Below are 16,512 nucleotides of genomic sequence, written 5' to 3'. Positions count from 1 at the left end.
AAAAGACTGATTTCAACTATCTAGTTTGTAGGATATTTTTTTAAATACAAACAGAAAAAACCGCGAGATTTTCGCGGTTTTTCTTAGCCACAAGTTAGCTTAGTCTTCTTTTTTGCGTTTTGCAAATCCGAATAATGAGAGACCTGCTAAAGCACTAAAGATTGCAAGACCAGCAGTAGAAGATTCTTTTGTTCCTGTGTTTGGAAGTTGTGCAGTAGGATTTTGTGGATCAATATACTTCACTTCTTCTTTCGTTTCTGGAACGACAGGAATCGTTGGTTCTTCTGATTTTGGTTGTGGAGTAGGTTGTGGTTCTGGTATTGGTTGCGGTTGTGGAGTAGGCTGTGGCTGTGGCTGTGGCTCTGGTGTCGGAGTTGGATCCGGCATTGGAGTTGGTGTCACAGTCTTCTTGTAGATATGTTGAGTGTTTCCATCTTTATCTACAACAGTCTTCACGAAGTCATAACCTGGGATATCCTTCTTCGGTTGTTCCCCATCTTCTGTTGGGTTACCTGGGATTGGGTCCCCATTTTCGTCTACATATGATGTCGTAACTTTTTCATAGACGTGTTCAGTATCCCCATTAGGCAATTTCTTGGTCTCCACAAAGCGGTAACCTGGAATTTCAGCTTTTGGCTCTTCACCATCAACTGTAGGATATCCTGGGATTTCTTTACCTTCTTTATCAACAAATTTAGTAATTGGAAGAACAGTTGGTGTGTAAGTTGCAGAAGCTTTTGTTCCATTCACATCTTCACGAACTACTGTCACTGCTGGTGCAGTTCCAGTAAATTCAGGTTCTGGAGTGAAGGTTACAGTTCCATCTGCTGCTACAGTGTATGTACCAACACCTGGAATTGTCTTCGTAGTTGAACCATCGTCAAATGTAGCTGGAACCTTATTATTCATTGGTACACGGCTATCACCTTCTGTGAAGCTTGGTTTGCCTGTTTGGGTTTGACCCTTCTTACCAATTGAAGTAACTGGTTCTGCTGTTGGTGTAACTGGTGTTACAGTTGGTGTGTAAGTTGCAGTAACTGGAGTACCGTTCTTATCAACACGTTTCACGGTTACGCCTGTACCTGTTCCTGTGAATGATTTTTCTGGTACGAAGGTTACGGTTCCGTCTGGAGCAACGGTGTAAGTTCCTTCTCCTGGAATAACTTTAGTTGTTGAACCATCTTCAAAGGTTGCTGGTACATCATCATCCATTGGGATTGCAGGGTTACCAGGTGTGAAGCTTGGTGTACCTGTTTGGGTTTGACCTTGGATATCTGTAGATGTTGCAGGATCAGCTGTTGGAGTCACAGGAGTTACTGTTGGTGTATAAGTTGCGGAAGCTTTTGTTCCGTTCTTATCTTCACGAACCACTGTCACTGCTGGTGCAGTTCCAACAAATGATTTCTCTGGTACAAATGTCACTGTTCCGTCTGGGGCTACTGTGTAAGTACCAACACCTTCAACTGTCTTCGTAGTTGAACCATCGTCAAATGTAGCTGGAACATCGTCGTTCATTGGTACACGGCTGTCGCCTTCAGTAAATACAGGTTTACCTGTTTGAGTTGCACCTTGCACATCAGTAGATACTGCTGGACTTGCAGTTGGTGTAACAGGCGTTACGGTTGGTGTGTAAGTTGCGGAAGCTTTTGTTCCGTTCTTATCTTCACGAACCACAGTTACAGCTGGTGCAGTTCCGACGAATGATTTTTCAGGTACAAATGTCACTGTTCCGTCTGGGGCTACAGTATAAGTACCAACACCTTCAACTGTCTTCGTAGTTGAACCATCGTCAAATGTTGCTGGAACATCATCGTTCATTGGTACACGGCTGTCACCTTCAGTAAATACAGGTTTACCAGTTTGTGTTGCACCTTGGATGTCTGTAGATGTTGCTGGCTCAGCTGTTGGAGTTACTGGTGTAACTGTTGGTGTGTAGGTTGCAGTAACTGGAGTACCGTTCTTATCAACACGTTTCACTGTTACGCCTGTACCTGTTCCTGTGAATGATTTTTCTGGTACGAAGGTTACGGTTCCGTCCGGAGCAACTGTGTAAGTTCCTTCTCCTGGAATAACTTTTGTTGTTGAACCATCTTCAAAGGTAGCTGGTACATCATCATCCATTGGGATTGCAGGGTTACCAGGTGTGAAGCTTGGTGTACCTGTTTGTGTTTTACCTTGGATATCTGTCGATGTTGCAGGATCAGCAGTTGGTACAACTGGAGTGATCTTCGGTGTGTAAGTTGTCTCAGCAACAGTTCCGTTTGTATCTTTACCTTGAACCTTAACTGGAACAACATCACCTGAGTAAGATTTATCCGTTGGTGTGAAGGTCACAACACCTGTTTCTTTATCAACGGTGAAGGTACCAATTTCTTTACCTTCTGGTGATTTAGCAACTACAGATTCTGCTGGTTGACCATTTTCATCAAGAAGAGTAATGGTATCCTTATCGATTGGTGCAACTGGGTCACCTTCAGTGAAGGTTACAGTTCCAGTTTGAACCACACCTTGAGGTGCTTCTGATTCAGCTGGACTTGCTGTTGGAGTTACTGGTGTTACAGTTGGTGTGTACTTAGCAGTAACTGGAGTACCGTTCTTATCGACACGTTTCACCGTTACGCCTGTACCTTCTCCTGTGAATGATTTTTCTGGAACAAATGTTACGGTTCCGTCTGGAGCAACTGTGTAAGTTCCTTCACCTGGAATTGTCTTGGTTGTTGAGCCATCTTCAAAGGTTGCAGGTGTATCATCATCCATTGGGACATTTGGATTACCTGGTGTGAAGGTTGGAGTACCTGTTTGCGTTTGACCTTGTTTGTCAGTAGATGTTGTATCTTCTGCAGTTGGTGTAACTGGTGTTACGGTTGGTGTATATGTCGCAGAAGCTTTTGTTCCGTTCTTATCTTCACGAACCACTGTTACGGCTGGTGCAGTTCCAACGAATGATTTTTCTGGTACGAAGGTTACTGTACCGTCTGCTGCTACTGTGTAAGTACCAACACCATCTACAGTCTTCGTAGTTGATCCATCATCGAAGGTTGCTGGAACATCATCGTTCATAGGCACACGGCTGTCGCCTTCGGTGAATTTAGGTTTACCAGTTTGAGTCGCACCTTGGATATCTGTTGATTCAGCTGGTGTTGCTGTTGGAGTTACTGGTGTCACAGTTGGTGTGTACTTAGCTGTGATTTCAGTGCCGTTCTTATCCACGCGTTTCACTGTTACGCCTGAAGCAGTTCCAGTGAATGATTTTTCTGGTACGAAGGTTACTGTTCCATCTGGAGAAACAGTGTAAGTTCCTTCACCATCTACTGTCTTAGTGGTTGAACCATCTTCGAAGGTAGCTGGTGTATCTTCATCGATCGGTACATTTGGATTACCTTCTGTGAAGGTTGGTTTACCAGATTGTGTTTGACCTTGAATATCTGTCGATGTAGCATCTTCAGAAGTTGGAACAACCGGAGTAATCTTCGGTGTATAAGTTGTTTCAACTGTAGTTCCATTTGTATCAGCTGCTTGAACCTTAACTGGGACAACATCACCTGAATAAGATTTATCTGTCGGTGTGAAAGTAACTACACCTGTATCTTTATCAACTGTGAAAGTACCAATTTCTTTACCTTCTGGTGACTTAGCAACTACAGATGCTGCTGGTTGACCATTTTCATCAAGAAGAGTAATCGAATCCTTGTTAATTGGAGCTACTTCATCACCTTCAGTGAAGGTTACAGTTCCAGTTTGAACAAGACCTTGAGGTCCAGTAGATTCAGCTGGTGTTGCAGTTGGAGTTACTGGAGTTACAGTTGGTGTGTATGTTGCAGAAGCTTTTGTTCCGTTCTTATCTTCACGAACAACTGTTACGGCTGGTGCTTTACCTGTGAATGATTTTTCAGGAACAAAGGATACAGTTCCGTCGGCTGCTACTGTGTAAGTACCAACACCATCTACTGTCTTGGTAGTTGAGCCATCGTCGAAAGTAGCTGGAACGTCATCATTCATTGGTACTCGGCTGTCGCCTTCAGTAAATTCAGGCTTACCTGTTTGAGTTTGACCTTGCTTACCTGTTGTTTCAACTGGTGTCGCTGTCGGTGTGACAGGAGTTACAGTTGGTGTATAAGTTGCAGAAGCTTTTGTTCCGTTCTTATCTTCGCGAACAACCGTCACTGCTGGAGCAGTACCAGTAAATGATTTCTCAGGTACGAATGTCACTGTTCCGTCTGCTGCTACTGTGTAAGTACCAACGCCGTCAACAGTCTTCATAGTTGAGCCATCGTCAAATGTGGCTGGAACATCATCGTTCATTGGCACGCGGCTATCGCCTTCAGTAAATACAGGCTTACCTGTTTGTGTAGCACCTTGAATATCAGTTGTTTCAACTGGTTTCGCAGTAGGTGTTACTGGAGTTACAGTTGGTGTATACGTTGCAGAAGCTTTAGTTCCATTCTTATCTTCACGAACAACAGTTACGGCTGGTGCTTTACCTGTGAATGATTTCTCAGGAACAAATGTAACTGTACCGTCTGCTGCTACTGTGTAAGTACCAACACCATCAACTGTCTTAGTCGTTGAGCCATCGTCAAATGTTGCTGGAACATCTTCATTGATTTCTACTGTTTTCTCAACGCCATCAACTGTTACTGTTCCACCCTTGAATTCAGGTTTACCTGTTTGAGTAGCACCTTGAATGTCAGTTGTTTCTGCTGGAGTTGCAGTTGGAGTCACAGGTAATACAGTTGGTGTGTATGTTGCAGAAGCTTTGGTTCCGTTCTTATCTTCGCGGACAACGGTCACGGCTGGTGCAGTTCCGACAAATGATTTCTCAGGAACAAATGTCACAGTTCCATCTGCTGCTACTGTGTAAGTACCAACACCTTCAACAGTCTTAGTTGATGAGCCGTCGTCGAATTTTGCTGGAACGTCTTCATTGATTTCAACAGTCTTTTCAACGCCATCAACCGTTACAGTTCCACCTTTGAATTCAGGTTTACCTGTTTGAGTGGCACCTTGGATATCTTCTGTTTCTGCTGGAGTAGCTGTTGGTGTTACTGGAACGATTTCAGGCGTGTAAGTTGTGTCCACCTTAATACCGTTTGAGCTTTCAGCTTGAACCTTGGCTGGTGTGACTGCACCAGTGTATGATTTATCAGTCGGTGTGAAAGTTACTTGACCATTTGCTGGATCAATAGAGAAAGTACCAATTTCAGTTGTACCATCTTCAGCAAAGGCTGGTGTGCTTGAAACTTCGTTACCATCTTTATCTAGCAATGTGTAGCTATTGTCTTTAATAGTAATAGCTTTATCTTCACCATTTACTTGAACAGTCGTTCCTGCAAAGGTTGGTGTCCCTGTTTGTGTTGCACCTTGGATATCTTTAGAAGTTGCAGGGTTTGCAGTTGGAACTGCTGGCACAACAGTTGGTGTGTAGGTCGCATCTGAAGTAATGGTTGCAGTCTTACCATTAGCATTTGTAATAGTAGCAGTTGCCTGAACAGTTACTCCTTTTGCAGTACCAACAAAGTCTTTTTCAGGTGTGAAGGTCACCGCTCCTGTAGTAGGATCGATTGTATAGCTACCTTCACCTGCTACTGTCACTGTTGTTTCATCAGTTGGTTGACCAGTTGCTGGATCTACCAGTTTCTTGCTAGTGATTTCAGCAGTCTTATCATTACTCAAATCAAAGGTTGGTGTTTGGGTTTGAGGAACGTTTTGAACATCCGCAGAAACCTTGTCTGTAGGAGTCACTGTGATTGGTGTGACAGTTGGAGTGTACTTAGCCGTTGCTGTCTTGATGTACTCCTCTTGAACCTTACCATCTTTATTGCGTCCAACTGGTGCTGATAATGTAACATCCACACCTTTGGCTGTACCAGTAAAGCTTGGTTCTGGAGTGAAGGTTACTTCTCCAGTTGAAGGATTAATGGTGTAAGTTCCTTCCCCTTCAACTGTTACAGATGGCGCATCAGTCGTGCGACCTGTAGCTGGATCTACCAACTTAGCAGGGTATTCTGCACTTGGAGTGATTGCAATCTTATCACCATTTAAGTTAGTAGCAGTTGTATTAAAGGTAGGTGTTTCTTTTTGAGTTGCCCCTTGAACATCGGATGATGTCTTGTCAACCCCTTCGATTTCAATTGGAGTGACTGTTGGAACGTATTGGCCATCCATAGTGTTCAACTGACCATTAATGTTTGGTTCTTGATCTGGGAATTTTGTTGACCAACCAGTATCATAGCCATTGTTATCTGAACGACGGATAGAGATACCATCAGCTGTTCCTAGGAAGTTATCTTCTGGGATAAACTCAACGTCTACATCTTTGCCCTTAGCAGTAATCTTGTATTTACCTTGTCCTTGAACGACGTAGTAACCGTCTGCGTCAAGGGTTGCGCGGTTGCCATCTTTGTCAACAATGTATGGTTCTACAGTTTCATCAATAACAGCATTAGAATTAGGTTCATACTTGTGTTCTCCACGTGCTGTAAAGGTTACTGTTGCTGTTTGTTTAGTAGCTTGAGGTCCAGAAGTTTCCTTAAATTCTCCTTTTGGTGGGTGGGTGATTTGAGTCTTGAAGTCTTCTACTTCCCCTGAGAAGGCCATGCCAGTTGGGCTTTCGATCTCGTTCGCTTTCTTAGCGATACGAACACGAGCACCTAACTCTTTAACACTTGGGTCGACGTAAGTCTTGCTGTTTGCAAAGGTCAACTCAACAGTGCCATCTTGTGTAATTGTAGCGAGATTTGAGCGTTCATCCTCATCGAATTTACCATTTTGGTTAAAGTCTACCCAACCATAGATATGTGCTTCTGAAGCTCCATCTGTATGAGCTTCAACTGACAGCTTGTAGTTACCTGGGCGTGTACGGTCCATCTTGATCATCTCATTGGTTGTCCCTTTAAGCTCATCTGGAAGCAATTGGTTAATTCCTTCATCGGCCGTAGTTGCCTTATCATCACCGAACCAGTCGAGAGTCGTATTCTCATCCATATCAGGACTCACGTTACCAAGATACGGTTGATTTACTTTAGCTCCAGTAACGCCATCTACAGTTGCAATGGTATGAACTGCCTTACCGTATGACTCAGGAGCATCCCCTTCATCAAGTGGGAAGAATCCTAGCATAGCAGACTGTTTACCACCTGAAGCGATGTAAAGTCCCACTTCAGATGCTCCGCGCGTCATTACGATTGGAACCGTTCTATTTCCTTCAGAAATGTTTGGTCCAAAGATACCGGTTCCTAAACCACCGGTAACTTTGTCAGGATTTCCAAAGTATTTCCAAGCTACTGGTTTCTTTTCTGGTCCAGCTTGAGTAGAATTATCACGGAGTTGTCTTAGGTTAATGTTATTATATTTAGGTTTAGAACCAAAAAGGTTATCAGTATCTTGTGGTTCATAAGGAACAGAGGTGGCTGGTCTAGTAGTTTTCTTCCATTCTCCAAGGTGCTGCCAACCTTGTCCGTTGGTAGTGAACATAACAAATTCACCAGGGTTAGCAGACTCACCATCAGCCATAACAATAGCTGGCTTAACTGTCTTGCCACGGAAGGTTGCAGAGATTTCAAACTGAACTCCAATATTTCCACCATTCAAAGCTGAACTTATGGTAGTCTTCTTGGTTTTCGTATCAATATTCTCAAATCTGATTTCAGTCCAATTATTTTGGGCATCAGCGACGATTTTGGCTTCTTCACCATTGTTAAAAGCTTGCTTAGCAGCATTTGAAGTGACTCCACTTACATAACCATTTTTTGCATTTGGATCATAGGTTGCTTTTTCAGCTTCTGTAGCCCCTTGATTTTCCATCCGTTTCTTATAGATTTCAGTCGCTTGGAAAGGTTTCAAGGATTTGACTTTTACAGTAACTACATAACCAGGCATGATTTCCTTGGTATAGGTAGACCCAACTTGAAGAGCCAATTTTTCTTCTAAGTTCTCAGTTGGTTTAACTTCACTTTTAGGAACTAATACTGTAGTAGTTCCTGTCCAGTTAGCTACATCTCCAAAGTCCAACCAAGTAATCTGGCTAGCCATAGATTTGGCATCAAGATCTGTTGTAAAGCCAGGCTTTTCAACTTTTGGAGTAGAAGTTGCATCTTCTACATCATCCCCAATCAAGCTTTCGTCATTAGGGTCACCAATCGCACGGCGAGTACGGCGACGGCCTCTTGTTTCCTCTGTTGAAGGTGTATTAGTAGTTGCTGGTGCTTCGACACCTGCCGCAATTTCCTCTTTTTTATCTGCAGTTGTTGAAGCTGCTTCTGCGGCCTTGTTTTCTGGTGCAACAACTTCCAATCTTGGTGTTTCGGAAGTAGCTACTGCAGTTGATGTTGCTGATGCTGCTGTACTTGTGCTACTTGCTTCGCTAGTTGAAGCTGCGGTTGAAGTTACAGCTGGGGCTGCTTCATAAGTTGTTGCAGCTGTGCTAGTTGTTTCAGCAGTTGATGCTGCTGAAGTAGCTGCTGAAGTTGCGGGCGCTTCTGACGCTGTTGCAACTGCTGCTACACTTTCACTTGTCGTATTTGTATTTTCTTCTGCGGCTGCACTTGCGGCTGTCCCAACCATGACAAGCGTTCCTAAAAGTACTGAGCAAACACCCACATTCAATTTACGAATTGAGAATCTGCTAATACGATCATTAAATAAGTCTTTTCCCATCTAATGGACCTCCATATTTATCTATAAATTAACATTCTTTTAAAATTTGTTTAGTTTTTCCAAACCTTATCTATTTTAACAAAAGCCGAACGAATTTCAAAACGTTTTGACTCAAAAATGAGTAAAAATTTTTAGCTGAAATTGTTTTAATTCTGAAAGGATTTCACCCATAGATCAGGGCATCAAAAAACCTTGATTTATCACTAAATCGCAAGATCAAACTTCAACTGTGGCTTCACTGGATCATAATCGACCAACTCAAAATCTTCTGGTTTGATGTCAAAGAAATTGGTCTCGTCTGGCACATTCAAGACCAAGCGCGGATGGCAATCAGAGGGCTCGCGACGGAGCAATTCTTCAGCTTGTTCAAATTGGTTGTCATAGATATGAAGGTTGTTAATGAAGTAAAAGAACTTCCCAACCTTCCAGCCAAAGTGCTTGGCAATCATCATCTGAAGGGCTACATACTGCATGGCATTGATATGGTGAGCCACCAACATATCATTCGAACGCTGGGTCAAGGTTGCATCTAGATAGATCTCCCCATCCACGCGCCGTACGTCAAACATGGTCTGAAAAGCACAGGGCAAGAGTCCGTCTGTTTCCTCAAAGGCATCATAATCCCAGAGCGAGATGATATTGCGGCGATTCCAAGGATTGGCTTCTAATTGCTTGAGGATTTTATTCGTAATGTCATGCTTTTTGACAACAGCTCCATAGCGCTGACCGATTGTCCGGCTGTCTCCCACTTCCCAATCATTCCAGTAATGAACATTGTACTTGTCTTCTAAAAGGTCTAAGCTATTCGACTGATCCTGGTAGATCCAGAGCATCTCTTTGATAGCTGATTTAATCGCGATGGAACGAAGGGTGGTGATGGGAAACTCACCTTTTGCGAGGTCGAATTCCATAAAGGCTCCCGTGATGTACTTGGAGTTGGCAGTTCTACCATCCTTGTACTTAGGACGCGCCTGCTCTGACCAGACCCCTTCTTCCATGATTTTTCGAATGTTTTCTTTAAAAATTGTATCTGCTTTTGTCATATACTCTCCTTGAATCCAGTATTGTCTTCATTATATCACAGGAGACAGAAAAAAAGGAGATCCCAGCACGTGCCAGATCTCCATTTCATCTTATTGTAATACAAGGGATGCAGCACCGATAACACCGGCATCATTTCCCAAAGTAGCAAGTGCCAATTGTGTCGATTCACGCACTTGTGGGAATGAGTTTTCTTCAAAGACCTTGCGCACACCATCCAAGAGGAAGTCTCCAGCAGCGGAAACCCCACCACCGATAACGATCTTAGATGGGTTCAAGGTTGAACCGATGTTAGCAGCAGCAAGCCCAAGGTAACGTGAGAAGTTCTTGTAGACGATCAAAGCAAGAGCATCGCCTTCTTTTGCCAGGTCAAAGACCGTTTTAGCCGTTACTTCTTCTCCGTTGTCGATCAAGACTTTCAATTGAGAGTCCCCTTCGTACTCATCGGCATAACGACGAGTCAAGTTGACGATACCTGTTGCAGATGCAACCGTTTCAAGACAGCCTTTTTTACCACAGGTACATTGGATTGGATCATCAAAGTCAACAGTGATGTGACCAAGTTCACCAGCAGCTCCACGTACACCGTGCAAGAGACGACCTTCAGCGACGATCCCACCGCCGACACCTGTACCAAGTGTCATGAAGACGACATCTGGTTGGTTTTCACCAGCCCCTTTCCAACGTTCACCCAAAGCAGCAACGTTGGCATCATTATCGATAAAGAATGGAATATGAAGGGCACTTTCGATCTTTTCTTTGACTGGTTGAAGGGTCTTCCAGTTCAAGTTGTAGGCACCGATAACTGTACCTTTTTCACGGTCAACGACACCAGGTGAACCCATTCCAATTCCTTGGAACTCAGAAGCATCAAGCCCAAGCATCTTCAAACGATGCGCGATGGATTCGATCATATCATCTACGATATGGCTACCTTCATCCAAGATATTTGTTTTAATGGACCATTTTTCTTGAACTTCTCCATCCAAAGTGAGGATGGCAAACTTAATTGAAGTTCCCCCAAGGTCAATCCCAATAATTTTTTTAGACATCTGTAACTCCTTTCAAACTTGTAAACACTTACAGATCTATTATATCAGACTTTTTATCAAACGCAAAGGTTTGCACGTAACTTTTCTTAACTTTTTAACAAGAGACTAAAGGATTGAAATCCTAAAATGAGGAAAATCAAACCAATAATATTTAATAGAAAGACACTTATCGAGAGTGGACTAACGATTAAGAATAAGCCGATGAAGAGCTGTAGCAAGGCAAAGAAAATATAACGCTTGGACAGTTCTTCAACCTTCCTAGAGTAGAAATTGGCTTTTCGGAAGTTTAAAATCGAACGATAGATCAGCCAAATTCCTAAGGTAACTGGAAAGACAATCGGCAAGGTCTTGTAGCCATAAAGTAGTAAGTAGACCGCAAAAACCAAGGCGACCATACTGTGAAAGAGCTGTTGCTGCTGAATGATACCAGCTTGGCGCAATCGGTAATAGCGTGAAAAACGCGAAAGGGAGATTAAAAAGAAACCACAGGAAATCAACCAGCTAAATGAGCCAATATGCTCAATTGGATTGATAAACAAGACGATACCGATAATGGTAAAAATAGTGGCTGAAATCCCAAGGGATATCCGGTTCAATTGATTCATAGGGCCTCCTTATTCATCTAATTCACTCAGGTATTCATAACGATCGTACTTCTCAAGCAATCGCTCATTTTCCTGATCCAATTCCTTTTGAAGGGCTGACAATTTGCCAAAGTCAGAGCCGTTTTCATTCATCTCCACTTCAATCTCTGCGATCCGATTTTCAATGGCTTCGATATCTGCTTCAATGCTTGCCCACTCTTGCTTTTCCATATAGCTCATACGCTTCTTCTCTTCTTTTGGCTTGATAGGTTTCTCTTTTTCAACCTTGTGACTGGCCGTTACTTGAGCTGCTTCAAAGGCTTTTTCATCCAGGTAATCCGTATAATTGCCAAAGAACTCCCGAATGCCCCCATTTTCGAAAGCCAGGATCTTGCTTGCGACCTTGTCCAAGAAATAGCGGTCGTGGCTGACGGTAATGACTGGCCCACCAAAGTTTTGAAGGAAGTTTTCCAAAACTGTCAGGGTAGCGATATCCAAGTCATTGGTCGGCTCATCGAGGAGAAGCACATTGGGTTTTTCAATCAAGAGTTTTAAAAGAAAGAGGCGCTTCTTCTCACCACCGGAGAGTTTTTCAATCAAGGTTCCGTGCATGGAACGTGGGAAGAGAAATTGCTCTAAGAGATCTGCAATTGATGTCGTTCCAACGGTCGTCTTCACTTCCTCGGCAACTTCCTGGAGGAAATTAATCACGCGCTTGCTCTCATCCAACCCATCAATCTGTTGTGAGAAATAAGCCACCCGCACGGTTTCTCCGATAATGACTTGCCCAGACTGAGGCTGGAGTCGCTCAGCGATCAGATTAAGTAGGGTGGACTTGCCGACGCCATTATCCCCGACGATCCCAATGCGGTCTTTGTTTTGCACCAAGAGGTTAAAGTTCTTTAAAATCGGCTTGTTTTCAAAAGCAAAACTCACATCTTTAAACTCGATGACTTTCTTTCCGATTCGGCTGGTCTCAAAGTTCATCTCCAAATCCGTCTGGTTGCTTTGACCAGACAAGTCTTGCTTGAGATCATGGAATCGATTGATCCGTGCCTGTTGCTTGGTCGCACGCGCCTGAGGTTGACGTCGCATCCAGGTCAACTCTTGCTTATAGAGTTGCTGCTTCTTATGAAGAAGGGCGGCATCACGCTCGTCTTGCTCAGCCTTTAAGCGGACATAATCCTGGTAGTTGCCCTGATACTCGATCAAGCCACCTCGATCCAGCTCAAAGATCCGCGTCGAGATATTATCCAAGAAATAGCGATCGTGAGTAATGAAAAGCACAGTTTTCTTAGAGTTCTTTAAGAAATTGGTCAACCATTCGATGGTATCAATGTCTAGGTGGTTGGTCGGCTCATCTAGTAAAAGCAGGTCGTGGTGAGACAGCAAAACCTGTGCCAGTTGCACCCGACGACGTAAGCCCCCAGATAGATCCCCAACTTTGGCATTCAAATCTTCAATCCCAAGTTTTGAAAGGACGGTCTTGACCTGACTCTCGATTTCCCAAGCATTGAGCGAATCCATCTCCGCCATGACCTTTTCAAGACGTGCTTGGTTCTCTTCTCGGTAATCCGCCATCAAGAACTCATAGTCGCGAATCAGTTGCATTTCGCGCAAATCACTAGATAGCACCGTATCCAGAACCGTCTTTTGATCATCAAAGTCTGGTTCCTGAGTCAAATAACCAATCGTATAATCACTCTTTGCAGAAAAAGGACTCACATCTCCATCAAAGCCAGAGCGACCCGACAATACATCTAACAGCGTGGTTTTCCCGGTACCATTGACCCCGATCAATCCGATCCGATCCAAGTCATGAATGATAAAGGAAATCTCACGAAAGACGGTCTTATCTCCGACAGATTTGGTTAATTTATCGACAATAAAATCGCTCATTTTTCCTCCTCTTTTGCTTGCTGGATATAGGCGATGATGGTCTCTTTCTCATTAGCCAGTTCCCCATCGACAATGGCATATTCTATCTTTGTCAAAATGTCTCCCAAGGCTGGACCTGGTTGAAAACCATATTCTTTGATCAGCATACCGCCATTGACCACCACTTCATGCTTATCATGAATGGTCAAGCTATCATAGACGCGCTCAATGGCCAAATAATCCACACTCAAGGCATACGCTTCACGAAGCTCTTCAGCCACTAGCAACAAGCGCTTCTCATACTTGTAGCAAGCACGCTTGTCTAGACTTCCTTTTTCTCTAAGCTTAAGAATCTCCACGATCTGCTCCACCGTCTTGGCAAAGTCTCTTGAGGTCTTCCATTTCTTAAAGAATTTTGGAATGTCTTGGATGTCTAGTGCTAAAACCAGAGCAGCCCAAGCTTGCTCAGAAGTTGAAAAGGTAAATTCAAGCTCTATGTCAAACAAACGCTCAAGTGCTTCTTTGCGATCCTTCATTTCTGGTAGATAGTGAAAGGCTTCGCTTGCAAGCATGGCCTCCAAGCCTTGCCTCCAGTATGGAGAAAGTAAGAGCTTATCAAACTCGATGAAAGTGCGCTCAACAGAGATCTTCTCTAGCAAAGGAGCACACTCCTTCATAGCGTCAAAGGTTGCCTCTTCTAATTCAAAGCCAAGACTGGCCTGAAAACGAAAGCCTCGCATGATGCGGAGCGCATCTTCGTTAAACCGTTCATGAGGAAGCCCAACCGCCCGAAGGACCTTGTTTTCTAAATCTGCTAACCCATGAAAGAGGTCAACAATCTCTCCTTTTTCATTTAAGGCAAAGGCATTGACGGTGAAATCACGGCGCTTCAAGTCTTCTTCTAGTGAGCGGACAAAAGACACGGAGCTTGGACGGCGATAATCGACATAGACATCCTCCGTCCGGAAGGTCGTAATTTCATATTCTTGACCATTTTCAAGAACCAAGACGGTCCCGTGTTCGATACCGATATCTACTGTTCGATCAAAAATCGCCTTGGTTTCCTCTGGATAAGAGGAGGAAGCGATATCGACATCGTGAATCGGACGATCTAAGAGAGCATCTCGGACAGATCCTCCCACAAAATAGGCCTCAAAACCAGCTGCTTTAATCTTCTCTAATATTGGTAAAGCCTCCTGAAACTCAGAAGGCATCTTTTTTAATCTCATAGTAAGTGTTCCAAACCATAGACAAGCTCATGACGCTTGACAACTTCTTTAATCCCTAGATTTACTCCTGTCATGAAGGAAACACGATCATAGGAATCATGACGGAGAGTCACCCCTTCGCCTTGGCTACCAAAAATCACCTCTTGGTGAGCCACTAGGCCAGGCAATCGAACCGAATGGATGCGCATCCCTTCAAAATCTGCGCCTCTTGCTCCAGGCATCAACTCTTCTTCATCTGCTGCACCTTGCTGGATTTTCTCGCGCTTCTCAGAGATCAGCTCAGCTGTCTTAATCGCTGTTCCACTCGGTGCATCTTTCTTCTTATCATGGTGCAATTCGATGATTTCCACATTTGGGAAATACTTGGCAGCTTGCGCTGCAAATTGCATCAAGAGCACAGCTCCAATAGCAAAGTTCGGAGCAATCAAGCCCCCCAAGCTCTTTTGACGAGAAAGGTCTGTCAATTCCTGAATCTGCTCAGGCGTAAAGCCAGTTGTCCCTACAACAGGAGCAAAGCCATTTTCAATTGCAAAGCGAGTATTCTCGTAAGCAACCTTTGGCATGGTAAAATCCACCCAAACATCTGCCTTTAGACCTACGACATCTTCTTTGCGGTTAAAGACAGGGACCCCTGCGACGTCAGTCTCATCTGTGAACGGATCGATCAAGCCAGCTAATTCTAGCTCAGGATCTTCAGAAACCATCTGGTAGGCTGCTTGTCCCATTCTTCCCTTGAAACCTGCGATAATGACTTTAATTGACATAGAATTCTCCTTAAACGATAGGGATATACCCAACTGCTAAGCTATGGTCACCTAAGTGCGTCCCAATCACCCCTCCAAAGGTAGCAAAAGGAATATCACCTTCCACTCCTTCTTCAATGAGCAGTTGGCGAAGTGCTTCTGCTTTTTCAGGGACATTGGCATGGATGACAAAGACTTGGTAATGACCATCTGCGATATCTGATACAACAATCTCTACCAAGCGTTTCATGGCTTTCTTTTCCGTCCGGACTTTCTCAAAGACCTCAATCACGCCTTCATCATTAAAATGAAGAATAGGCTTGATGCTTAAGAGGTTCCCAAGAATGGCAGCCCCATTTGACAGACGACCACCTTTGACCAAGTGGTTCAAATCATCCACCATGATATAGGCGGAGGTACCATCAATCTGGTGTTGGACATTGGCAACAATCTCGTCGAAAGAACGGCCTTCACCAGCCCATTTCAAGCAGTCTTCTACCATCATCCCTAGAGGAGCACTGGTGATTTTTGAGTCCGGAAATTCGACGGTCAAGCCTTCAAATTCGTCCTTCAAATATTGGATATTTTGGTAGAAACCAGAAATACCAGATGACAAGAAAAGACCGATAGCATGCGTATAGCCCTTAGCTGTCAAACCAGATAAGACCTCTTCTAACTCTGCCACACTCGGCTGGCTAGTCTTTGGCAATTCCTTAGACGCAGCCATCTTTTGGTAGAACTCATCGTGTGTCAGGTTCTTCCCTTCAACATAAGACTCCCCATCGATATAGATCGGGATCTCTAAAATAAATAAGTCATCGTGATGGAGCACGTCTTGCGGTAAATAGGCAGACGAATCCGTGATCACTGCTAATTTCATTGATTAAAACTCCAAATTAATACCCGGTAAATCGAGGGCAATTTCTGTGACTTCATAAGTCAAACGGTTGAGCATATTCAAGCAAGGGCGAGCCAATTCTTCCACTTCGTCTTTGCTGAATTCGCTTGGTTCATTGACATAACGACCAAACAAGTGGTTGATTTGAGTGATGGTTCCGCTGATCACAAAACCGTCAAAAACGATCATGTAGCTTAAGATGACAATCAAAGAAGTCGTGTTTTGTTCTTGATCACGATTGATCAATTGAAAGTTTACATCTACTTTTGTTTCAGGGATGCCATTTTCTTTTTCCCACTCAAAATTACGGGCATCATAGTGGTATTGGCTGACAAATTCTTTTTCACGTTGAATATCCATTTTTATTCTCCTAAAAATATGCGTTAGGCTTATTATATCATAATTCAGCTCAAGATACCAACGCCGAATGAG

9 protein-coding genes are annotated in these 16,512 nt (G+C 43.6%); all 9 read right to left on the bottom strand.

What is annotated here, in order from left to right:
* Positions 1 to 99: 99 nt before the first annotated feature.
* Positions 100 to 8,655, bottom strand: a complete 8,556-nt coding sequence (locus O3646_RS01960) for a CshA/CshB family fibrillar adhesin-related protein (RefSeq protein WP_371610450.1) — start codon at positions 8,653 to 8,655, stop codon at positions 100 to 102.
* 203 nt (positions 8,656 to 8,858) lie between these two features.
* Complete coding sequence (locus tag O3646_RS01955) at positions 8,859 to 9,698, bottom strand: thymidylate synthase (RefSeq protein ID WP_371610449.1); 840 nt, start codon at positions 9,696 to 9,698, stop codon at positions 8,859 to 8,861.
* A 90-nt stretch (positions 9,699 to 9,788) separates the two neighbouring features.
* A complete protein-coding gene (locus tag O3646_RS01950) occupies positions 9,789 to 10,748 on the bottom strand; it encodes an ROK family glucokinase (protein ID WP_045759490.1) in 960 nt (319 codons plus the stop codon).
* 86 nt (positions 10,749 to 10,834) lie between these two features.
* Positions 10,835 to 11,353, bottom strand: coding sequence for a hypothetical protein (locus O3646_RS01945; protein WP_024055631.1), 519 nt, complete (start codon positions 11,351 to 11,353; stop codon positions 10,835 to 10,837).
* A 9-nt stretch (positions 11,354 to 11,362) separates the two neighbouring features.
* Entirely contained in the window at positions 11,363 to 13,231 is a 1,869-nt protein-coding gene (locus O3646_RS01940; RefSeq protein WP_371610448.1) for an ABC-F family ATP-binding cassette domain-containing protein, read from the bottom strand.
* On the bottom strand, positions 13,228 to 14,439 hold the full coding sequence (locus tag O3646_RS01935) for a CCA tRNA nucleotidyltransferase (RefSeq protein WP_371610447.1): 1,212 nt from the start codon (positions 14,437 to 14,439) through the stop codon (positions 13,228 to 13,230). The genes O3646_RS01940 and O3646_RS01935 overlap by 4 nt, the downstream gene beginning before the upstream one ends.
* Positions 14,436 to 15,203 carry a 4-hydroxy-tetrahydrodipicolinate reductase gene (dapB, locus tag O3646_RS01930; RefSeq protein ID WP_371610446.1) on the bottom strand — a complete coding sequence of 256 codons (768 nt, stop codon included), beginning with the start codon at positions 15,201 to 15,203 and terminating at the stop codon, positions 14,436 to 14,438. Before dapB ends, O3646_RS01935 begins: the two co-directional genes overlap by 4 nt.
* Positions 15,204 to 15,213: 10 nt before the next feature.
* On the bottom strand, positions 15,214 to 16,062 hold the full coding sequence (locus O3646_RS01925) for a DegV family protein (RefSeq protein WP_003007460.1): 849 nt from the start codon (positions 16,060 to 16,062) through the stop codon (positions 15,214 to 15,216).
* A 3-nt stretch (positions 16,063 to 16,065) separates the two neighbouring features.
* Complete coding sequence (locus O3646_RS01920) at positions 16,066 to 16,440, bottom strand: DUF1149 family protein (RefSeq protein ID WP_003001888.1); 375 nt, start codon at positions 16,438 to 16,440, stop codon at positions 16,066 to 16,068.
* Positions 16,441 to 16,512: the final 72 nt, after the last annotated feature.

The organism is Streptococcus sp. 27098_8_148 (assembly GCF_041432105.1).
Taxonomy (GTDB): Bacteria; Bacillota; Bacilli; order Lactobacillales; family Streptococcaceae; genus Streptococcus; species Streptococcus parasanguinis_AE.
This window is presented reverse-complemented; position numbering and strand designations above follow the sequence as displayed.